The sequence below is a fragment of the Pseudomonas sp. Irchel s3h14 genome, from assembly GCF_900187425.1.
Taxonomy (GTDB): domain Bacteria; phylum Pseudomonadota; class Gammaproteobacteria; order Pseudomonadales; family Pseudomonadaceae; genus Aquipseudomonas.
Genome location: NZ_FYDJ01000011.1, coordinates 138,889 through 158,798, shown reverse-complemented (window position 1 = coordinate 158,798; position 19,910 = coordinate 138,889). Strand labels below are relative to the sequence as shown.

The following is a 19,910-nucleotide window of genomic DNA, read 5'->3' as shown; positions in this document are numbered from 1 at the left end:
CACATCAACACAAAGAAGTGGCAAGAGAGTAACGCAAGCACGATCAGGCTTCACTTTCGGCTCTTAATTTTCAAAGGCCGGCTGAGCCTGCAACGGCAGGTGCAAGGTGATGCAGGTGCCGCGCCCCTCGATGCCATCGGCGACACTGATCCGCCCGCCGTGAGCACCGACCATGCCCTGACAGATCGCCAGGCCCAGCCCGGTACCTTGCCCGCCACGATCACCGCGCGCGGCGGTGTAGAACATGTCGAAAATCTTCGCCCGCTCTTCCTGCGGAATCCCCGGTCCTTCATCGCTCACCGAAAAAAACAGCTCGCTGTCATCGGCCCCTGCGCGCAGTTGCAGACGGCCGTGAGACGGTGAAAACCGCGCGGCGTTTTCCAGCACGTTGACCAGCGCCTGTTCGATCAGCGCGGCGTGCACGTAAAGCAGCGGCAACTCCGGCGGCACTTCGGTGGTCACTTGCAACGGCGCCAGCACCGCCCGCAGACGATTGAGCGAACTGCCGACGATGTCGGCCGGCGATACCCAGTCCCGCGCCAGCTTCAGCGCGCCGTGACCGAGACGGGTCATGTCCAGCAGGTTCTGGATGTAGCGATCGAGGCGCTCGGCTTCATCGCGCGTGCCTTCGAGCAGTTCGCGGCGATCCTCCAGCGGGATCGCCTCACCGAGGGCCAACAGGCTGTCGATGCTGCCGCGCATGGAGGTCAGCGGCGTGCGCAAATCATGGGACACCGAGGCCAGCAAGGCACTGCGCAGTTGCTCGGTTTCGCCGTGCAGTCGGGCGGCTTCCAGGTCTTCGGCCAATTGCGCACGCGCCAGTGCCTGAGCCAGCGGTTGGCTCAGCGCGGTCAACAAACGCCGACGCTGACCACTCAAGGTCTGGCCCTCTTTGGCACACACGCCGAGCAGCGCCAGCGGCCCGTCCTCCACCGACAACGGCCACCACCACCAACGCCCGAACGGCAGCGTGCCGGTGCCTGCGCCGGCCGGTTGATCGTGTTGCCAGGCCCAATCGGCGGCAGCGCGCTCGGCTTCAGAAAATTCCAACGGGCCACCGGTTTCGACTTTCCAGCCACCCTGCCCGTCTTGATTGAGCAGGCAGAGTTGCAAGTCACTCCAGCCATTGAGGTGCTGGGCCGCTGCGCTGACCACCGCCTGGCGATCGGTGGCGGCCGTGAGTTTGCGCGACAGGTCGAGCAGTTCGGTGGTCTCTTCCTGAGTGTCGCGCAGCGCCTGCAACTGCCGCCGCTGCCGCGCCGCGAGGTTACCGGTGAGCGCCGCCATCAGCAGGAAGAACAGCAAGGTCAGCACGTCTTCTTCGCGCTGGATGCGGAAAGAAAAATTCGGCGGGATGAACAGAAAGTCATAGGTCAGAAACGACAGCGCCGCACAGGCCAGCGCCGGGCCGAGGCTGCTGCGCACCGCCACCAGCAACACCGCGGCGAGGAACACCAGCGAGATATTGGGCAGCGGCAAGACACTCGACACCGCCCAGGCCAAGGCACTGGCGAGCACCGTCGCCACCAACGCCAGCGCGTAGTCGAACCACACCAGTGACTGCGCCGAACGCTGACGCGGCTGATGCTGTTCGTGATCGCTGTCGAGGACGTTGATTTCCAGCCCGCGCGCATCGCGCAGCAAACGCGACGCCAGACCGCCGCCGAACAACCGTCGACGCAAACGCTGCCGGGACTGACCGACCAACACCAGACTCGCGCGGCGTTCGGCGGCGTGCTGGATCAGGGTTTTCGCCACCTCGCCGGCGCGCAGCAGCACCACTTCGCCGCCGAGGCGTTCGGCCAATTGCTGGGCGCTTTGCAGGCGCAGGCGCGACTGCTCGTCACGCACGCTGCCGTTGTCCACATGCACCAGGCTCCACGGCAAATGCCGACGCTGGGCGACGCGACTGGCGTGACGCACCAGACGCTCGGCCTGTGCATCGCCATCGACACCGACCAACAGGCGACCGCGTACCGCCGGCGCCGCTTGGCCGAGCTGGCGATAGCCCTGGGCCAAATCATCATCGACCTGAGCCGCGGCGGTTTGCATCGCCAGTTCCCGCAGCGCCGTGAGGTTGGTCTGGGTGAAGAAGGCATCGATAGCTGCCCTCGCCTGCTCCGGCACGTAGACCTTGCCATCGCGCAGACGCTCGAGCAGTTCGCGCGGTGGCAGGTCGATCAGCAGCAGTTCGTAGGCTTCTTGCAGCACCCAGTCCGGCAGGGTTTCACGGACTTGCACACCCGTGATGCCACGCACTTTGTCGTTAAGACTTTCCAGGTGCTGGACGTTGACCGTGGTGAACACGTCAATGCCTGCAGCGAGCAGTTCCTGAATGTCTTGCCAGCGTTTGGTGTGGCGACTGCCGGGCGCGTTGCTGTGGGCCAGTTCGTCCACCAGCACCAGTTTCGGTTTGGCGGCGAGCAGGCCGTCGAGGTCCATTTCTTCGAGCATCACGCCACGGTATTCCGAGCGCACCAACGGCTGCTGCGGCAAGCCGCCGAGCAGCGCTTCGGTCTCGGCGCGACCGTGGGTTTCGACCACGCCGGCAATGACTTTCACGCCCTGGCGCAATTGGGTGTGGGCCGCTTGCAGCATGGCGTAGGTCTTGCCGACACCGGGTGCGGCACCGAGAAAAACCTTGAGCCGGCCACGGCCGTCGCGGGGCAGGTCTGCTAACAGCGCGTCGGCGCGGCCGGAGTCACTCATGCTTGAAGTTCTCTCTATTGATCGTTCCCACGCTCCGCGTGGGAATGCAGCCCGGGACGCTCCGCGTCCCATCCAGAAGCGGACGCAGAGCGTCCATTGATGCATTCCCACGCAGAGCGTGGGAACGATCATTTGCTACAGGTTTTCCAGCGCGATGTTCAGCGCCAATACATTCACCACCGGCGGGCCAACGAGCGGTTGCTCGATGTGCGCATCCATCAATTGTTGAAGGGTCGCCACCGGCAAATTGCGCGCCGCCGCAACACGCGCCAGTTGATAGGCAATCGCGGCCGGTGGCAAGTGTGGATCGAGGCCGCTGCCGGAGGTGGTGACCATCGCCAATGGCACTGGCCCCTGTCCCGGCACCAGCAGTTTGTTGGAATCGTCGATCACCCGAGTGGCCAGGGCCGGGTTGCTCGGCGAAAGGTTGCTGGCACTGCTCGACACGGTGGCAAAGGCACCGGCCGATGGTCGTGGATGGAACCAGGCGTCGCCGACAAATTCCTGGGCGATCAGTGAGGAACCGCGGACCTTGCCGTCGGCGTCACGTACCAGACTGCCATTGGCTTGATCGGGGAATGCAACCTGGGCGACACCGGTGACGACCAGTGGATAGGCGACGCCGGTGATCAGGGTCATCAGGACGAGCAGGCTCAGGGCCGGGCGTATCATTGTGGACATTTTCAAAATCCTCGAATTCGCAGAAAGCGGTGTGCCTGGCACACCGCCCCAGGGTCAAACCAAATGCAACGCCGTCAACAGCATGTCGATCGCCTTGATCCCCACAAACGGCACCACAATCCCGCCCAATCCATAGATCAACAGATTGCGTCGCAACAACGCCGCCGCACTCGCCGCCTGCACGCGCACGCCGCGCAATGCCAATGGAATCAGCACCACGATGATCAAGGCGTTGAACACAATCGCCGAGAGAATTGCGCTCTGCGGACTGCTCAGGTGCATGACGTTCAGCACACCCAGTTGCGGATAAATTGAGGCGAACAGCGCCGGCAAAATCGCGAAGTATTTGGCCACGTCGTTGGCGATGGAAAACGTCGTCAACGCACCGCGGGTCACCAGCAACTCCTTACCGATCTGCACCACGTCCAGCAGCTTGGTCGGATCGCTGTCGAGGTCGACCATGTTCGCCGCCTCGCGCGCCGCTTGCGTCCCGTCGTTCATCGCCATGCCCACGTCCGCCTGGGCCAGGGCCGGGGCGTCGTTGGCGCCGTCGCCGCACATGGCGACCAGGCGACCGTCGTTCTGCTCGTGGCGAATGCGCGCCAGTTTTTTCTCCGGTGTGGCTTCGGCCAGCACGTCATCGACGCCCGCCTCGGCCGCAATCGCCGCAGCGGTCAGCGGGTTATCGCCGGTCACCATGACGGTACGGATGCCCAGTTTGCGCAGCTCGGCGAAACGCTCGCGAATGCCGGGTTTGACCACGTCCTTGAGGTGAATCGCGCCGAGCAATTTACCGTCGGCGCAGACCAGCAACGGGGTGCCGCCGCTCTGGGCGATCTTGTCGATTTCCCGGGACAGCGGCGCGGCCAGATCGGCACGTTTCAGGCCAACGAAGGCCAGCAACGAATCCACCGCGCCTTTGCGATACACGTGACCCCGATAATCGACACCAGACAGACGCGTCTCGGCGCTGAACGGTACGGCGGTGAGCAACTCGGTGGCCGGCTCAGGTTGTGGCTGAGTACTGCGCAAGTACTCGACGATTGATTTACCTTCAGCCGTGTCATCGGCCAGCGAGGCGAACAAGGCACCCTCGGCGAGTTCCCTGGCAGTGACGCCAGGTGCCGCGTAAACCGCGGTGCAACGACGGTTACCGAAGGTGATGGTACCGGTCTTGTCCAGCAGCAGGACGTGTACATCCCCCGCCGCTTCCACGGCACGACCGGATTTGGCGATCACATTCAGGCGCACCAGACGGTCCATCCCGGCGATACCAATGGCCGACAACAGACCGCCAATGGTGGTCGGAATCAGCGTGACCAATAACGCCACCAGGAACACCAGCGGCAGGCTGCCGTTGGCGAAGTGAGCGAACGGTTGCAGGGTGACGACCACCAACAGGAAGATCAGGGTCAGGCCGATCAGCAGGATATCGAGCGCCACTTCGTTCGGGGTTTTCTGGCGTTTGGCGCCTTCGACCAGGGCGATCATGCGATCGAGTGTCGACTCACCCGGGTTGGCGGTGATGCGCACCAACAGCCAGTCGGACACCAGTCGGGTGTTGCCGGTGACGGCCGAACGGTCGCCCCCGGACTCGCGAATCACCGGCGCGGATTCACCGGTAATCGCCGCTTCGTTGACCGCGGCGATACCTTCAATCACCTCGCCGTCACCGGGGATCATTTCCCCTGCTTCAACGCGAACCACATCGCCCTTGCGCAGGCTGGTGGCAGGCACCACTTGAAAGGCGCCGTTGCCGGTTTTGCGCCGAGCACTCAGGCCTTCGCTACCCGCCTTGAGGCTGTCGGCGCGAGCCTTGCCGCGACCTTCGGCCAGTGCTTCGGCGAAGTTGGCGAACAGCACGGTGAACCACAACCACAAGGCGATTTGCGCGGCGACAAAGGTCGGCACGCTGCTGTCGGGAATGAAGCACAGCACGGTGGTCAGGATCGCGGTCAGTTCGACCACCAGCATCACCGGCGCGCGTTGTAATTGCCGAGGGTCGAGCTTGACGAAGGCTTGCACCAGCGCCGGACGCCAGAGGGCCGAGATCGCGGTTTTCGGTTGTGCCGGCGCCTTGACGGCAGCGGCTTTAGTTGCGGGCATGTTCATCATTGATTCCTCAGAAGCCCAAGCTCAAATGTTCAGCAATAGGACCCAGCGCCAATGTCGGCAGGAAGGTCAAACCACCCACCAGCAAAATGGTCACGGTCAGCAAGGTCACGAACAGCGGGCCGTGAGTCGGGAAGCTGTTCTGGCCAATCGGGGCGGTTTTCTTCATCGCCAGGCTGCCGGCCAGGGCCAGAACCGGAAGGATGTAACCGAAGCGCCCAATCAACATGCCCAAGCCCAGCATCAGGTTGTGGAACGCGGTGTTGGCACCGAAGCCGCCGAATGCAGAACCGTTGTTGGCGCTGGCCGAGGTGTAGTTGTAGAGCAACTGGCTGAAACCGTGGGCGCCAGGGTTACTCACCGCCGCGACCGGGCCAGGCAGACTCGCGGCAATCGCGCCGAGCACCAGGACACCGACCGGCATGACCAGCAAGGTCACAACCAACAACTGGACTTCCTTCGCTTGCAGTTTCTTGCCGAGGTATTCCGGGGTGCGGCCGATCATCAAGCCGGCGAGGAACACCGCGATCAACACGTTCAGCAACATGCCGTAGAGCCCGGCACCGACGCCGCCGAAGATCACTTCGCCGACCATCATGTTGACCATCGCAACCATGCCGCTCAGCGGGTTGAGGCTGTCGTGCATGCCGTTGACCGAACCGTTGGATGCCGCGGTGGTGGTCACCGACCACAGCACCGTGGCGGTCGTGCCGAAGCGTGCTTCCTTGCCTTCCAGTGGCGCTGTCTGTTCGACGGCGACATTGTTCAGGGTCGGGTTCGGCTGGTACTCGGCCCACAGCGACGTCGCGCCGCCGATCAGGAACAGCGCCAGCATGCAGGCAATGATCGCGCGGCTCTGACGCAGGTCTTTCACGTAATGGCCAAAAGTGAACACCAGCGCGACCGGGATCAGAATGATCGAGGTCATCTCGAACAGGTTGCTCCAGGCCGTCGGGTTCTCGAACGGATGCGCCGAATTGACGCCGAAGAAGCCACCGCCGTTGGTGCCCAGTTGCTTGATCGCAATCTGGCTGGCCGCAGGGCCGAGCGGGATCACTTGATCGACGCCTTGCATCGTCACGGCATTCACGTATTGCGCGAAGGTTTGCGGCACGCCCTGCCAGACCAGATACAGCGCCAGCAGCAGGCACAGCGGCAGCAAGCCGTAGAGGGTGGCGCGGGTCATGTCGACCCAGAAGTTGCCGAGGGTCTTGGACGACTTGCGACCAATACCGCGACACAAGGCAACCAGCACGGCGAGGCCGGTGGCGGCGCTGACGAAGTTCTGCACGGTGAGGCCGACCATCTGACTCAGGTAGCTTAGGGTCGCTTCGCCGCTGTAGGACTGCCAGTTGGTATTGGTCATGAAGCTGACGGCAGTATTGAACGCTTGCGTCCACTCCTGACCCGGCAGGTTTTGCGGATTCAGCGGCAAGTAATCCTGAAACAGCAGGATCGCGAACAACAGCAAAAAGCCAGCGAGGTTGAAGGCAAGCAAGGCCAGGGTGTACTTCTGCCAGCTCTGTTCGGCCTGCGGATCGACGCCGGCCACCCGATAACACCCGCGCTCCACCGGGCCGAGGATCGGCGAAAGCCAGGTGCGTTGCCCTTCCATCACCTTGTAGTAGAAGCGCCCCAGAAACGGTGCCGGAATCAGCACCAGGGCGAAGAAGGCGAGGATCAGCCAATAGTCATAACTGTGCATAGCCGCTCCTAGTTCCGGTCCGCGCGCAACAGCGCAACCAACAGATAAATGAACAGCCCCACTGCCAGTAGCAGTGACACCCCGTCCAGAACGCTCATGGAAGTTCTCCGTGTTACGGCGTATTGCCGCGTGTGGAGCCATTGTCGGAAGGAAGGCTGTAAAGGAACGAGAGCGAGGGGGTTGGCTGTGCATAAAGAACGCGTAAAGAGTGGGTTTACGCTGGGGTTACACGGTGACCGGACGGGCCTCTTCGCGAGCAAGCCCGCTCCCACAGGGGATCAGTGTTGTTTGGGCGAACGCATTCCAAATGTGGGAGCGGGCTTGCTCGCGAAGGCGGCATTGCAGGCACCAACGCCCTCAACTGGCGCACAAAAAACGCACATCCAGCACCGAACATCCCCGATACGACGCCTTTCTGCACTTTACGACCGCCATCACCACACTGGCACGCCCACTGCAAACACTCTCCCCCGAGCTTTCCAAAACCGTTCAGGGGGCAACGCATGAACACACAACTCAAACCCACGCTAGGCACGCTGCACCTGTGGGGCATTGCGGTCGGGCTGGTGATTTCCGGTGAATACTTCGGCTGGAGTTACGGCTGGGGCGTGGCAGGCACACTCGGTTTTCTGGTGACGTCCTTTATGGTCGCCACGATGTACACGTGCTTCATCTTCAGTTTCACCGAGCTGACCACCGCGATTCCTCACGCTGGTGGTCCCTTTGCCTACAGCCGCCGCGCCTTTGGCGAGAAAGGCGGATTGATCGCAGGGTTGGCGACACTGATTGAATTTGTCTTCGCCCCGCCGGCCATCGCTCTGGCGATCGGTGCATATCTGAACGTGCAGTTTCCAGCGCTTGATCCGAAGCACGCAGCGGTCGGTGCCTACATCGTGTTCATGGGCCTGAACATCCTCGGGGTGAAACTGGCCGCAACCTTCGAATTGGTAGTCTGCGTTCTCGCAGTGGCCGAACTGTTGGTGTTCATGGGCGTGGTCGCTCCGGCGTTCAGCTTCAGTAACTTCGCGCTGAACGGCTGGGCCGGTTCTGATGTGTTTGGCGCGCCGGCGATTGCCGGGATGTTCGCGGCGATTCCGTTCGCGATCTGGTTTTTCCTGGCCATCGAAGGCGCGGCCATGGCCGCCGAAGAAGCCAAGGATCCGAAACGCACGATTCCGAAGGCCTACATCAGCGGCATTCTGACGCTGGTTTTGCTGGCGATGGGCGTGATGTTCTTTGCCGGCGGCGTCGGGGACTGGCGCACCTTGTCGAACATCAACGACCCGCTGCCGCAAGCGATGAAAACCGTGGTGGGCGAAAGTTCGGGCTGGTTGCACATGCTGGTGTGGATCGGCCTGTTCGGCCTGGTGGCGAGTTTCCACGGGATCATCCTCGGCTACTCGCGGCAGTTCTTCGCCCTCGCCCGGGCCGGTTACCTGCCGGCGTCCCTGGCCAAATTGTCACGTTTTCAGACCCCGCACCGGGCAATCATCGCCGGCGGCGTGATCGGCATTGCCGCGATTTACAGTGATGGCTTGATCAACCTGGGCGGCATGACGCTGACGGCGGCGATGATCACAATGGCGGTATTCGGGGCGATCGTGATGTACATCATGAGCATGCTCAGCCTGTTCAAACTGCGCAAAACCGAACCGAATCTGGAGCGCACCTTTCGCGCGCCGTGCTATCCGTTGGTGCCGTTCATTGCACTGGTGCTGGCGGTGGTCTGTTTGGTGGCGATGGCCTGGTTCAACACGTTGATCGGGTTGATCTTCCTGGGCTTCATGGCCGTGGGTTTCGTGTACTTCATGCTCACGGCGCAATTGCGTGCCGATGCGCCGGCGGACGCGATGCTGACCGGGCTCTAAACAGGCGAAGTGTGGCTGTCAGAACAGGCATAGAATGGAACCACTGCGAAAATTAATCGCTCAAAGTGGTATGCACGATCGGTTGGCAAAACCGCCAATCGGCCTGCCCTCAAGGAGAGCCCTATGCCCTGGTATGCCTGGTTGATTCTGATCGTTGCCATCGGCTCGATCGTTGGTGGTTTGATGATGTTGCGTGACACCGCCAACAAGGTCGAACTGACCGAGGAGCAACGCAAACGCGTCGCTGAACGCAACGCGGAAGCGGATGCCAAGGATGCGCAGGACCGCTAACTAAACAGACCCCGTCATTCTCATCAAATGACGGGGTTTTGCGTTTCTATTTCTCCCAATCGGCCTTGGCGATGTGCAGGCCATGCAGCCCTTTGTATGCCGCGCGTTCCGGCTGGCTCCAGCCCTCAAGCAACGAATCCTCCAACCGATAAATCTCCACCCCGAGAGGGCGACACACGCTTAGCGGATCCTGCGCATCCGGCCCCCACATGGCCAGTGACAGATCACCGCCCGGGCAGGTCGAGAGCGCACACAGCAGATCGATTTCGGCAAAGAATTCCAGGTAATCGCCCTTCTGCGCCGGACAGGCTTTCATGAAGTACATGTCGTCGTGATTCAGGCCTGTGCACTGGAAAATGTTCAGCACGTCATGCACGTCAAACTCGGTCAGCCCATGAGGCAGTACCGCGCGGGTCAGGTTCGAGTGGCAGTGATGATGGAAGTCTTCGCCGGTGAGCATTTTGTTCACGTAAGGGTCGCAGCGGGTGCCCAGCAAATCGTGCAAGCGACCGCCATGTTCGTCGATGCCGTAACCGGCCAGGCTGTCATCGGTGATGGTCACCAGCGGCCGCAGAAAAGGCAGGTTCGACCAGAGCCGGTCATGGGTGCTGACGTGTGCGCCCTGTAACTGCCGGGTCCGTGCCGCCCACAAACGCTCCCGTGGATCGTTGGCATTCCAGACGTTGAAATCCCCGACTTGCGGCCCGACGGGTGTGGTCACCCGGAACACATGCCCGGCCGGCACCTTCCAGGCGCGACCGGTGCGAATCGGCACCTCGAATGCCTCGATCAGCGTGCGCCCGTCCTTCGCATCGCGAATCCGCTCGTAGAAGGCTTTGTCCACCTGCAAGGCTGAGCCTTTGCTGACTTGATAGGCCGCCGGATAGTCTTTGTACATGGCACGAATCCTCGATCAGTGATGGGAAACTGGGGCAAGCATTTGCAACAGGAGGTGTTCGGAATCGTCGAGATACAGACTCATGGCGTCCTCGGCCGCGAGTTTGTCGCCCTCGGCCAACAACTCGTGAATCTGCCGGTCGCGCGCCAGCCAGGGCGCCTGAAAACGAGATTCATCGGGGGCGGTGCAGAACACCAGGCGCAATTGCGCGACGACGTTGGTGAAAAACTCATCAAACAACGGACTGCGCAGCAATCCGACGATGTGTTGATGAAAGGCCAGGCTGTGGGTGCCGACGGCGCGCCAGTCTTCGCGCTCCCGCGCAAGCTCGGTGGCTTCCAGGGCTTCGAGCATCCGGTCGGATTGATAGTCGCGCAGCGGCTGACTCGCGCTGATGGCCTGCAGCTCCAGGGTGCGCCTGACCTTGAACAGATCCCGCACGTCCTCGACGCCCAGCCTGCGCACCATCACGCCCTTGTTGCGCACATAACGGGTCAGGCCTTCCTGCCCCAGGCGATGCAGCGCCTCGCGAATGGTATTGCGGGATGCGTTGTAGGCAGACACCAGATCGTTTTCCACCAACGCCATGCCGGGCAGCAAACGGCCGCCAATGATGTCGGCGCGCAACTCAAGGGTGATGTGGTCGGCCAGGGACAGTCCGCTGTTCATACTCATTGCCTCGTGATTGTTCAACAATCGTCAGTTAATGAGTAATCACTATTCGTGCCAGTTCATTCTAGACAGCAGGACGGAGTTGGACGCATCTGCATGCTTTTTAGAAGTAGAAGTACAATCACCATCCCATTTTCATTGGTTAATATGGCGCATTGTTGCGGAGATACCCGATGCGTTACTCGCAGGACCATAAAGCCCAGACCCACCAACGCATCATCAAGGAAGCGTCAGCGCGCTTTCGCCGCGATGGCATTGGCGCGACAGGTCTGCAACCGCTGATGAAAGCACTGGGCTTGACTCACGGCGGCTTCTACTCGCATTTCAAGTCAAAAGACGAACTGGTGGAAAAGGCTTTGCAAGCCGCAGGCGAGCAGGTCGATGTGATTTGCTCCGAGCTGTTCGCTCAAGATCGTCCGCTGGAAGCGTTCATCGACGCCTATTTGTCCGAATGGCACCAGACTTCACCCGATGAAGGTTGCCCGTTGCCAACCATGTCATCGGAACTCGGCCTGCGCGGGCAGCAAAGCCCGACCACTGACGTGGTGCTCAACGCACGGCTCGAACAAGTGCAAGGCACTCTTGAAGACGAAAACGCCGCCGACCAAAGCATCGTCATCATGTCGACACTGGTCGGGGCTTTACTGCTGTCACGCAGTGTCGAGAATCCCGAGCTGGCGCAGCGGATTCTCGACGTGACTCGCGCCTATCTCAAGCAGCCCCGGGACTAGCCCTCCCAGCGCTTGAACAGCACGCTGGCATTCACCCCTCCAAACCCGAAGCCATTGGACAGCGCATATTCGATTGCCATCGGCCGCGCCTGACCGTGGACGATGTCCACGCCTTGGGCGGCGGGGTCCGGGTTATCGAAGTTGAGGGTGGCCGGCACGACCTGATCGCGAATCGCCAACAACGTGAAAATCGCCTCGATACCGCCCGCTGCACCGAGCAAATGCCCGGTGGCCGATTTGGTCGATGTCACGGCGATTTTGTTATCCGTGCCGAACAACGCCTTGATGGCCGCCAACTCTCCCAAGTCCCCGACCGGGGTCGAAGTTGCGTGAGCATTGAGATGCTGCACCTGCGCCGGCGAAATGCCTGCCTGGGCCAATGCCAGCGACATCGCCCGTCGCGCACCGCTGCCATCCTCGGGACCCGCCGTCAGGTGATAGGCATCGGCACTGGTGCCATAACCGACCAATTCTGCCAACGGTTGAGCACCACGGGCCAGGGCATGTTCCAGGGATTCGATCACCAGAAGTCCAGCACCCTCCCCCATGACGAAGCCATCCCGTCCACTGTCGAACGGACGAGAGGCACGTTCCGGAGTGTCGTTGTAACCACTGGACAAGGCGCGAGCAGCGGCAAACCCGGCGAGACTGACGCGATCGATCGCCGCTTCCGCTCCGCCACATACCGCAATGTCTGCCTCGCCACAACGAATCAGCCGCGCCGCATCACCAATCGCCTGCACCCCGGCCGCGCAAGCTGTCACCGGCGCACCCAATGGTCCCTTGAAACCGTGCTGGATCGACACATGACCCGCGGCGAGGTTGACCAGAAATGAAGGAATGGTGAACGGCGACAGGCGTCGCGGCCCACGGCTGTCCGTGGTGCGCACCGCATCCGCTATCGCACCGAAACCACCCACGCCGGAACCGATAATGGTTGCCGTACGCTCCTGGGCATTGGTGTCCGCGGCTTGCCAACCGGCCTGCTCCAGCGCCTGACGCGCCGCTTCCATGGCGAACATAATGAAGCGGTCCATCTTCTTCTGCTCTTTGGGCGCCGTCGCCCGGTCCGGGTCGAAACCCGCCTCGGGATCGTCAGCCAGCGTCGGCACTGCGCCCCCGACCTTGGCCGGCAAATCGGCAACCACCTCGTCCGGCAAATTGCGCAACCCGGAACGCCCTGCCAGCAGACGCGCCCAGACGGCTTCGACGCCAGAACCCAATGGCGACACCAGGCCCATGCCCGTTACAACCACTCGACGATCACTCATACCGCAAATACCTCAAGCCGATTCATGACGCCTCACGTGTAACGCGCGGCGGCCTTACTTTTGGAAAGATTCGGCGCCAATACATGACGCGCCGCAATGAAGGCATCCCAGTCGGCCGCATCCGGCAACGAAGGAATGGTGATCAACTCACCCTGGTCCAGACCCGACAACGCGGCATCGACCATGTCATCGGCTTCCATGACCATATCCGCCGGAATCTGGGTCGCGTCGATACCGGAGCGCTCCCAGATTTCGGTGCGTGTGACGCCTGGCAACACGGCCTGCACCTTGACCCCGGTGCCCTCCAGCTCAGCATTCAACGACTGCGTCAGACTTAACACATAAGCCTTGCTGGCGCTGTAAGTGGCGTTGAAGCGCTCGGGAAACAACGCCACCACTGACCCGATATTGATGATCGTCCCCCGACCCGCCTTGGCAAAGCTGGCGGCGGCTGCCGAGGCCAGTCGCGTGACCGTTGTCACGTTCAGTTGAATCAAACGCTCCAGTTGATCCATGTCGGCATTGGCCAACAAACCATCCGCTGCAACACCGGCGTTGTTCAGCAACAGGCTGATACTCGAATCGCTGCGAAGACGCTGTTCAAGCTTCAGCACCTCATCCTTTTGCGTCAGATCCGCCTTCAGCACCTCGACCTGAACGCGATGTTCGGCGCGCAACCTGGTAGCCGCTGCTTCCAGCCGCTCTTGATCACGGGCGACCAATAACAAATCAAAACCACGCGCCGCCAACCGCTCGGCGTAAATCGCACCGATACCGGAAGAAGCACCGGTGACGAGGGCCGTACCTTGGGACTGGACAGAGTTCATGACTGTGCTCCTGGGAGATGCCTAAGGGAAAGACAAGCGCCTGAGGCTCAGAACGCTTGGCGGAAACCAATTTATTATAGGCATAATCTTAGTTGTATATGATAGCCGTAATTTTTCTCATATCGACGAAAGGCGCACCCTCACAGCGTTCGCCAGAAAGCAAAAAGGCCGATCAATGACCGGCCCCTGGCGCTGACGTATAAGCTTAGTTCACCTCAAGCTTCTCGCGATTCTTATCCAGAATCGCTTTACCGATTCCCTTCACTTCGAGCAATTCGTCCACGGACGCAAACGGCCCATTACTCTCACGATAAACAACAATCGCCTTCGCCTTGGCCTCACCCACACCGGCCAACTCGCGCTGAAGGGTTGGCGCATCGGCCTGATTCAGATCGACCTTGCCGGACTGTGCCTTGGGAGAAACTTCCAGCACCAAGGGTGCGTTGCCAACCTCGGGTTTGGCCGTCGGCGCAGCAATGGCCGCAATAGAGGCGCTGGTGAGCAGGGCAAAAACCAGAGAGTAGAAATAGCCAGTACGCATAAATGAAGCTCCATGACATCGATTGAGAAAGCAGCTTTTCCGAAGCTGCCTCCCAAACTTAGGCGATGTCTGGAGCCTGTCAAAAATGTGTCCGTTACAGGATGTGAAACAATCAGGGTTCGAGGCGGTGTTGCTGGTAGATCCAGTCAACGATATCGCCATCAGGGGTGTAGCCGCTGACGGTTTCGCGCAGGATCTGGCGGACGCGAGCGTAATCGTCATGATCAACGGCAATCAGCAACTCCCTCAAACGGCCCTTGAGCACATCCCGGGGCAGATGATCTACGTTGGCCGTCATGATCATCGGATGTTGGGTCGCTGGCACGTTGTCGCCGATCAGCAACTCCTCATAAAGCTTCTCACCGGGACGTAGCCCGGTGAACTCGATGGAGATATCCCCCTGCAAATTCTTCTCCGAACGCACGCTCAAACCGGACAGGTGAATCATCTTCTCTGCCAGCTCGACAATCTTCACCGGTTCGCCCATGTCCAGAACAAACACATCACCGCCCTGCCCCATGGAGCCCGCCTGGATCACCAGTTGCGCGGCTTCTGGGATGGTCATGAAATAGCGAGTGATTTTCGGGTGTGTGACCGTCAACGGGCCACCGGATTTGATCTGGCTGTGGAACAGCGGGATCACTGAACCGGAAGAACCCAGCACATTGCCAAAGCGCACCATGGTAAAACGGGTCTTGTTGACCCGGGAGACATTGGCCTTGTCGCCGAACATCACTGGGGCGATTTCACGACTGAGGGCTTGAAGGGTCAACTCGGCCAAACGCTTGGTGCTGCCCATGATATTAGTGGAACGTACGGCCTTATCGGTGGAGATCAGCACAAAGTTGGACACACCCGACTGCAACGCAGCCTGAGCGGTGTTGAGCGTGCCAATGACGTTGTTCAGCACGCCTTCGGCAATGTTGCGCTCGACCATCGGGACGTGTTTATAAGCGGCAGCGTGGTAGACGGTGTCCACACCCCAGGTCTTCATCACATCCAGAAGTTTGTCCTGGTGGCGGATGAAACCGAGAATTGGCAACAATTTGACCGAAACCGACTTACGACAAGCGCGCTGCTCCAGTTCCGAGAGGATGCTGTATAGATTGAATTCGCTGTGTTCGAACAACAGAAGCGTCGTTGGGCCAAGCGAGAAGATCTGCCGGCAACGCTCTGCGCCGATCGATCCGCCAGCGCCTGTGACATCCCGGTTGGCGAACGGTACATGCTGCGCGGCGGTGAACCAGTCGCCCATGAAATATTGACGCATGCACAGGCGCAGACCGCCGATGATGACGAGGCTTAGCCACCAGTAGTTAAAGACTATTGAGCGAGGCACGACCGTTTCGTGATTGCTGTACCAATAAACCACGACCGCAGGATCAGAGATGAAAGGCTGACGGCCTTTATGATGGCAATCAATGCGTCATTACCAAAATAACGCATGACAGCTCGGTACATGCCGAAGCGGACAAAAAGTGGAATCGCAACCACAGCCGCGAAAAGGAACAACCAGAGATGCACCTTGAAAGGATTGACCATCTCGTCAACACCCAAACGCACCACGTAAGCCATCCACAGCGCAGCCCATACCAGAACCACATCCGTAACGACTTGCAGCAGTCTTTTCTATCGACGCGGTAGCGCCAACAAAAACAGTCTCATTCTGTCCATACTCCTATCAAGCACCTAAGAGAACTCCATTCAGCGGGCTACAAAAATCGTGTGGGTTCTATCGCCGAGCCCCGACACTATAAACCTGAATTACATCAATCACGCTTGGATCTATTTATGGACCAGACATTCCGGCGGTCGGGTCGCCAGCGGTCCGAACAAACACAGGCCCTTTCCCTACAGCTGATGTTCCTGAGGCACACCTGAGGAATAAAGGACTTTGCAATGAAAAATACTCACCGTCTATGGTTATGCCATAAGGTCTATCCGGGTGCGTCTCATTGGCACTGGATCCATGACGCCAAGCCCTCTCTATGGTAACGTGCCCCGCAAACTTAGTGTGGATGTTGGCTAGCCATCGGAGCAACTATATCGCCTCCGGCGGCCTCCATCGACCTAACAAACTGATTTCTCAGTCCAGCATTCAAGGACAGTTCTTGTGACCCTCCCCCTCGTGGTTGACCTCGACGGAACGTTGTTGCGTTCGGACCTATTAGTAGAAACCGGCATGGCATTTATCCGTCGCCATCCATTTCAGCTCTATAAAACGGTAGGCTGGCTGGCGCAAGGTAAAACTGTGCTGAAGTCGCAACTGGCTTCTGCAACCGATATAGATGTTAATGTTTTACCTTACAACCCAGCCGTGCTGGAGTTGATAAAAATTGCAAAAAATGAAAATCGACTCATCGTACTTGCCACCGCCAGCCATTACACTCTGGCCGAGAAAATTGCAGAGTACTTGCAACTTTTTGATCTTGTACTGGCGACCAATGAAGAACGCAATCTGACAGCAGAGTCCAAGCGGGATTTATTGATTGAACACTTTGGCGAGTCAGGGTTCGACTATGTAGGTAATTCTCATGACGACATCCCGGTATGGTCGGCAGCAAGACATGCTTATGTGGTTGAGCCTGAACGAGGCGTTTTGCGTAAAGCACAAGCGATGGGCAACGTTAAACAAACGCTTCTGTCGAGTGTAGTACCTTTAAAAAGCTGGGTTTCTGCAATCAGGATCCACCAATGGATGAAGAACGCCCTGATTTTCGTCCCACTTCTTGCGGCGCACCAAGTAATGAATCCAATGATGGTTCGGCAGGGAATACTTGCGTTCCTGTTATTCGGATTGTGTGCATCCAGCGTTTACATTCTGAATGACCTTCTGGATTTGGCGGATGATCGCCATCATCATTCAAAAAAATGTAGAGCCTTTGCCTCTGGTGACCTGTCGATCATAACCGGAATTGTGGCGTTCCCGCTCTTGTTGTGTGCTGCCTTCGCCGGCGCCGCGTTATTTCTACCCTGGCAGTTCTCGGCAGTGCTACTGGCGTATTACGCACTGACACTTGCCTACTCACTTGATCTAAAGCGCCGCATGTCTATTGACGTCATTGCCCTTGCAGCTCTGTATACATTGAGGATCATAGCCGGTGCGGCAGCGTTCCAGCTTCAGCTAACCTTTTGGATGCTGGCTTTCTCGATGTTTATGTTTTTAAGCTTGGCACTGGTCAAACGCTACGCAGAGCTGCGTGATGCCAGAGTAAAAGGGAAAAAAGAGAAAACCCGGGGGCGCGGTTATTACCCCGGTGACCTCGAAATGATTTCTTCTTTAGGGGCATCCTCCGGATACCTCGCCGTGATGGTGCTGGCGCTCTACATACATGACCAGGCGACCATCGCTCTCTACTCAAGCCCCCAGATCATCTGGCTGGCGTGTCCCCTGCTGCTATTTTGGATCACACGTGTCTGGATGCTGACACACCGGGGTCTAATCCATGAGGACCCCGTTGTATTCGCAATTCGTGACCGGGTCAGTCTAATAGTCGGCGCATTATTTTGTGTTGTTTTTTGGGCAGCAGCATGACTTCAGATCTTTACTCATGGGGCCGATATCCAAAACATGCACAGACAGCCACGCCATGCAGCTGGAGATCCGAACTACAGGGCGTTCTGACAAGCTTGCGGGACACTTACGAAGAAACCTTACCATACGGAAATGGCCGTAGTTATGGCGACAGTTGCTTGGCGACCAGTGATCAGGTGATTCAAACACGCTTGATGGATCGATTCATAAAGGCTGACTGGCAGACAGGCCGCATTATCGTTGAAGCTGGGGTAACACTGGCGCAGATTCTGGATATTGCCATCCCCAACGGCTGGTTCCTGCCCGTCACTCCCGGCACTCAATTCGTGACGGTTGGCGGTGCCATTGCCAATGATGTCCATGGTAAAAACCACCACCGACGTGGCACTTTCGGTAACCATGTCACGCGTTTCGGGCTACTGCGAAGCGATAAGGGTGCACTGGTTTGCTCCTCATATGAAAATCCCAAGTTGTATTCGGCAACCATCGGCGGGCTTGGCCTCACGGGTATCATCACGTGGGGCGAAATCAACTTGATCTCTATAAATTCCAGTGCTATCGACAGTACAAAAGTGCGTTTCAGCAACCTGAAAGAGTTCTTTTTATTGTCGGAAGAGCTTGATCATCAACACGAATACAGCGTCGCCTGGATTGATTGCCTGGCGAAAGGAAGTGATGTTGGGAGAGGCGTTTTCATTGCGGGCGACCATGCACCCTATGGCGAGCTGACGCTCACCAAAAAATCAAAACTCAACGTCCCCTTTGCGCCATTTATATCTCCGATCACCCCACACACGCTAAAGTGTTTTAACAACATATACTGGCACGCACAGCCCGCTGAAAGAACGCGTAAAAATGTTCACTACGAACCCTTCTTCTATCCCTTGGACGGAATTCTTAACTGGAACCGAATTTATGGCTCCAAAGGGTTCCAGCAATTCCAGTGCGTCATACCCGATACGCATGCAGAAGCGACAGTCCATGAACTGCTCAGCGCCATCGCGAAAGCAGGTCAAGGCTCATTTCTGGCCGTCTTGAAACGCTGCGGGGAAATGCCTTCTCCAGGATTGCTGTCTTTTCCAATGCCCGGCACTTCTTTGGCACTCGACTTCTCACAACACGCTGGACTGGAGTCAGGTTTGTTTCGCCGACTTGATACCATCGTCGCGGAGTCAGGGGGCAGGCTCTATCCAGCCAAAGACGCTCATATGAGTGGTGAACATTTTAGAAGCTTCTATCCTGCGTGGGAAAAAGTGGAAGCATTACGCGACCCAGCCCTCAAATCCCGATTTTGGAAAAGAGTAACGTCATGAAGCGAATACTAATAATTGGAGCTACGTCCGCCATCGCCGCAGCGTGCGCCCGGCTCTGGGCAAAAGACGGCGCTGAGTTTTTTCTGGTAGGACGTAATACCGAAAAACTTGAACAGGTTTCCAACGACCTGAAAGTTCATGGCGCAACAGCAGTGAGTTCTTACCGTCTGGACGCCACTGATATCGCGGCACACTCAGTGATGATGAAAAACTGTTTGACCACGCTGAAACAGATTGATATCGCACTCATTGCCCATGGCACACTGCCCGATCAAAAAGCGTGTGAAAACGACGTTAATCTAGCGCTGCAAGAGCTGTCCAACAACGCTATTTCTGTCATCGCGTTACTCACGTTGCTGGGCAATCAATTTGAAATTCAAAGACATGGCTCATTGGCGGTCATTTCTTCGGTAGCTGGCGACAGGGGGCGACCCTCCAACTATTTATATGGCACAGCAAAAGCTGCCGTTTCCACATTCTGCGAGGGTTTGCGCGCAAGACTATTCAAAGTCGGCGTTTCGGTGACTACCATCAAACCCGGTTTTGTTCAAACACCTATGACCAAGGGGCTCAACCTGCCTCCCCTGCTGATAGCACAACCCGAAAAGGTAGCACTTAGCATTGTCAAAGCGGTGCAAAATAAAACCAACACGCTGTACACCCCAACATTCTGGGCACTAATAATGCTTATTATCAAACATTTACCAAACTTTATATTCAAGCGGATAAATCTATAATCAGATTTACTGCAAGTGA

At 58.4% G+C, this 19,910-nt stretch carries 15 protein-coding genes and 2 pseudogenes; 6 read left to right on the top strand and 11 right to left on the bottom strand.

Translation table 11 applies throughout. The annotated features are described in order from the left end of the window. Positions 1–63: 63 nt before the first annotated feature. From CKW16_RS20805 to kdpF, 5 genes and pseudogenes are all read right to left on the bottom strand, one after another. Positions 64–2,709: a sensor histidine kinase KdpD gene (locus tag CKW16_RS20805; RefSeq protein ID WP_095130263.1), complete on the bottom strand. Its 2,646-nt coding sequence runs from the start codon at positions 2,707–2,709 to the stop codon at positions 64–66. 135 nt (positions 2,710–2,844) lie between these two features. Beyond that, on the bottom strand, positions 2,845–3,390 hold the full coding sequence (kdpC, locus tag CKW16_RS20800; protein WP_095130261.1) for a potassium-transporting ATPase subunit KdpC: 546 nt from the start codon (positions 3,388–3,390) through the stop codon (positions 2,845–2,847). Positions 3,391–3,444: 54 nt separating this feature from the next. After that, a pseudogene (gene kdpB / locus CKW16_RS20795) lies at positions 3,445–5,477 on the bottom strand (potassium-transporting ATPase subunit KdpB). A 35-nt stretch (positions 5,478–5,512) separates the two neighbouring features. Further along, positions 5,513–7,207, bottom strand: a complete 1,695-nt coding sequence (gene kdpA / locus CKW16_RS20790) for a potassium-transporting ATPase subunit KdpA (protein WP_095130257.1) — start codon at positions 7,205–7,207, stop codon at positions 5,513–5,515. 8 nt (positions 7,208–7,215) lie between these two features. Continuing rightward, a complete protein-coding gene (kdpF, locus tag CKW16_RS20785) occupies positions 7,216–7,305 on the bottom strand; it encodes a K(+)-transporting ATPase subunit F (RefSeq protein ID WP_007899818.1) in 90 nt (29 codons plus the stop codon). Between the two features lie 405 nt (positions 7,306–7,710). Here kdpF and eat point away from each other — a divergent pair, with 405 nt between their 5' ends. Both eat and CKW16_RS20775 read left to right on the top strand, forming a co-directional pair. Further along, positions 7,711–9,075: an ethanolamine permease gene (eat, locus tag CKW16_RS20780; RefSeq protein ID WP_033055766.1), complete on the top strand. Its 1,365-nt coding sequence runs from the start codon at positions 7,711–7,713 to the stop codon at positions 9,073–9,075. A gap of 123 nt (positions 9,076–9,198) precedes the next feature. Further along, the gene (locus CKW16_RS20775; protein ID WP_008006000.1) at positions 9,199–9,366 is read left to right on the top strand and encodes a DUF2897 family protein; all 168 of its coding nucleotides are present in this window, start codon (positions 9,199–9,201) and stop codon (positions 9,364–9,366) included. Positions 9,367–9,412: 46 nt separating this feature from the next. Here CKW16_RS20775 and CKW16_RS20770 read toward each other — a convergent pair whose 3' ends face one another. Both CKW16_RS20770 and CKW16_RS20765 read right to left on the bottom strand, forming a co-directional pair. After that, on the bottom strand, positions 9,413–10,264 hold the full coding sequence (locus CKW16_RS20770; RefSeq protein WP_095130255.1) for a DUF1989 domain-containing protein: 852 nt from the start codon (positions 10,262–10,264) through the stop codon (positions 9,413–9,415). Positions 10,265–10,279: 15 nt separating this feature from the next. Next, on the bottom strand, positions 10,280–10,933 hold the full coding sequence (locus CKW16_RS20765) for a GntR family transcriptional regulator (RefSeq protein ID WP_095130253.1): 654 nt from the start codon (positions 10,931–10,933) through the stop codon (positions 10,280–10,282). Positions 10,934–11,109: 176 nt separating this feature from the next. Here CKW16_RS20765 and CKW16_RS20760 point away from each other — a divergent pair, with 176 nt between their 5' ends. Beyond that, positions 11,110–11,667 carry a TetR/AcrR family transcriptional regulator gene (locus CKW16_RS20760; protein WP_095130251.1) on the top strand — a complete coding sequence of 186 codons (558 nt, stop codon included), beginning with the start codon at positions 11,110–11,112 and terminating at the stop codon, positions 11,665–11,667. Here CKW16_RS20760 and fabF read toward each other — a convergent pair. From fabF to CKW16_RS20740, 4 genes and pseudogenes are all read right to left on the bottom strand, one after another. Continuing rightward, positions 11,664–12,938, bottom strand: coding sequence for a beta-ketoacyl-ACP synthase II (fabF, locus tag CKW16_RS20755; protein ID WP_095130249.1), 1,275 nt, complete (start codon positions 12,936–12,938; stop codon positions 11,664–11,666). The two genes, CKW16_RS20760 and fabF, sit on opposite strands and share 4 nt — an antisense overlap. 32 nt (positions 12,939–12,970) lie before the next feature. Beyond that, positions 12,971–13,765 carry an SDR family oxidoreductase gene (locus CKW16_RS20750; RefSeq protein ID WP_095130247.1) on the bottom strand — a complete coding sequence of 265 codons (795 nt, stop codon included), beginning with the start codon at positions 13,763–13,765 and terminating at the stop codon, positions 12,971–12,973. A gap of 205 nt (positions 13,766–13,970) precedes the next feature. Then, a complete protein-coding gene (locus CKW16_RS20745) occupies positions 13,971–14,306 on the bottom strand; it encodes a helix-hairpin-helix domain-containing protein (protein WP_095130245.1) in 336 nt (111 codons plus the stop codon). Between the two features lie 112 nt (positions 14,307–14,418). Continuing rightward, positions 14,419–15,929 (bottom strand): annotated as a pseudogene (locus tag CKW16_RS20740) (UDP-N-acetylglucosamine 4,6-dehydratase family protein). 490 nt (positions 15,930–16,419) lie between these two features. On the opposite strand from CKW16_RS20740, the gene CKW16_RS20735 reads away from it, so the two are divergent. Genes CKW16_RS20735 through CKW16_RS20725 form a run of 3 tightly spaced genes read left to right on the top strand, consistent with a single transcriptional unit; the run spans position 16,420 to position 19,891 of the window. Further along, positions 16,420–17,841: a UbiA family prenyltransferase gene (locus CKW16_RS20735; protein ID WP_046047958.1), complete on the top strand. Its 1,422-nt coding sequence runs from the start codon at positions 16,420–16,422 to the stop codon at positions 17,839–17,841. After that, positions 17,838–19,154 carry an FAD-binding oxidoreductase gene (locus CKW16_RS20730; RefSeq protein ID WP_095130243.1) on the top strand — a complete coding sequence of 439 codons (1,317 nt, stop codon included), beginning with the start codon at positions 17,838–17,840 and terminating at the stop codon, positions 19,152–19,154. The genes CKW16_RS20735 and CKW16_RS20730 overlap by 4 nt, the downstream gene beginning before the upstream one ends. Next, positions 19,151–19,891, top strand: a complete 741-nt coding sequence (locus tag CKW16_RS20725; RefSeq protein WP_046047960.1) for an SDR family oxidoreductase — start codon at positions 19,151–19,153, stop codon at positions 19,889–19,891. The genes CKW16_RS20730 and CKW16_RS20725 overlap by 4 nt, the downstream gene beginning before the upstream one ends. The last annotated feature ends 19 nt before the right edge of the window (positions 19,892–19,910 follow it).

Bases quoted from the DNA above. Each gene is read 5' to 3' on its own strand.
- CKW16_RS20805 (WP_095130263.1), bottom strand. From the start codon at position 2,709: ATGAGTGACTCCGGCCGCGCCGACGCGCTGTTAGCAGACCTGCCCCGC.
- kdpC (WP_095130261.1), bottom strand. From the start codon at position 3,390: ATGTCCACAATGATACGCCCGGCCCTGAGCCTGCTCGTCCTGATGACC.
- kdpA (WP_095130257.1), bottom strand. From the start codon at position 7,207: ATGCACAGTTATGACTATTGGCTGATCCTCGCCTTCTTCGCCCTGGTG.
- kdpF (WP_007899818.1), bottom strand. From the start codon at position 7,305: ATGAGCGTTCTGGACGGGGTGTCACTGCTACTGGCAGTGGGGCTGTTC.
- eat (WP_033055766.1), top strand. From the start codon at position 7,711: ATGAACACACAACTCAAACCCACGCTAGGCACGCTGCACCTGTGGGGC.
- CKW16_RS20775 (WP_008006000.1), top strand. From the start codon at position 9,199: ATGCCCTGGTATGCCTGGTTGATTCTGATCGTTGCCATCGGCTCGATC.
- CKW16_RS20770 (WP_095130255.1), bottom strand. From the start codon at position 10,264: ATGTACAAAGACTATCCGGCGGCCTATCAAGTCAGCAAAGGCTCAGCC.
- CKW16_RS20765 (WP_095130253.1), bottom strand. From the start codon at position 10,933: ATGAACAGCGGACTGTCCCTGGCCGACCACATCACCCTTGAGTTGCGC.
- CKW16_RS20760 (WP_095130251.1), top strand. From the start codon at position 11,110: ATGCGTTACTCGCAGGACCATAAAGCCCAGACCCACCAACGCATCATC.
- fabF (WP_095130249.1), bottom strand. From the start codon at position 12,938: ATGAGTGATCGTCGAGTGGTTGTAACGGGCATGGGCCTGGTGTCGCCA.
- CKW16_RS20750 (WP_095130247.1), bottom strand. From the start codon at position 13,765: ATGAACTCTGTCCAGTCCCAAGGTACGGCCCTCGTCACCGGTGCTTCT.
- CKW16_RS20745 (WP_095130245.1), bottom strand. From the start codon at position 14,306: ATGCGTACTGGCTATTTCTACTCTCTGGTTTTTGCCCTGCTCACCAGC.
- CKW16_RS20730 (WP_095130243.1), top strand. From the start codon at position 17,838: ATGACTTCAGATCTTTACTCATGGGGCCGATATCCAAAACATGCACAG.
- CKW16_RS20725 (WP_046047960.1), top strand. From the start codon at position 19,151: ATGAAGCGAATACTAATAATTGGAGCTACGTCCGCCATCGCCGCAGCG.